We start from the raw sequence: 620 nt of genomic DNA, 5'->3' as shown, positions 1-620 counted from the left end.
TACGACATCGCCGGGCCACAGCTCGGGCACCAGGGCCTGCTCGACATAGGCCTGGAACACCTCGCCGTTGATCGGCCCATCGAGCACCATGGGCGCGATCATGCCAGTGTTGTGCGGCCCGGCGACGAAGGTCGTGGTCTTCCAGTGGCCGTGCGGAATGGCAGCCCGCAGTCGCTCACCGCGGGGTGCCCGGCCATGGGTGCGGGCCATGTTGGTCGAGCTCCAGGTCTCATCGATGAATACGAGGCAGTCGGGATCGAGGTCGGGCTGGCCCTCGAACCAGTCCCAGCGCCGCCTCAGAATGTCCGGACGGTCCTGCTCCGCGGCATGAGCGGTCTTTTTTTCCATGTCACGGGGCAGCTCTATACCTGGCGCAAGCAGATGCTGGCGGCGGCCATGGCGGGGTTCGCGCTGGCGCTAGTGGGGGTGCTGCCGGACCTACTGCAGCAGGCCTTGCCTGCCCCGCCCGCGGCGCCTGCGACCGTGGAGACGGCGGGCGGCATGGAGATCGTGCTGCCGAGCGGGGCCAGCGTCCGGGTGACGGGCGTCATCGATGCGGCAACGCTGCGCATGGTGCTGAGCGAGTTGGGTGGCCGCTGATGTTGGGCCCGCCGCCTGGT

General features: G+C 68.9%; 1 protein-coding gene and 1 pseudogene. One reads left to right on the top strand and one right to left on the bottom strand.

Features of this window, described 5'->3' with window-relative positions; all coding sequences use genetic code 11:
* A pseudogene (locus tag NJ376_RS20970) lies at nt 1-342 on the bottom strand (transposase); the annotation flags it as partial.
* On the opposite strand from NJ376_RS20970, the gene NJ376_RS20965 reads away from it, so the two are divergent.
* Nucleotides 328-600, top strand: a complete 273-nt coding sequence (locus tag NJ376_RS20965) for a hypothetical protein (RefSeq protein ID WP_252955236.1) — start codon at nt 328-330, stop codon at nt 598-600. The pseudogene NJ376_RS20970 and the gene NJ376_RS20965 overlap by 15 nt on opposite strands.
* The last annotated feature ends 20 nt before the right edge of the window (nt 601-620 follow it).

This window comes from Siccirubricoccus soli (assembly GCF_024178315.1).
Classification (GTDB): domain Bacteria; phylum Pseudomonadota; class Alphaproteobacteria; order Acetobacterales; family Acetobacteraceae; genus Siccirubricoccus; species Siccirubricoccus soli.
Note: the sequence above shows the minus strand (reverse complement) of the source record. Positions and strands in the feature narration are given on the sequence as shown.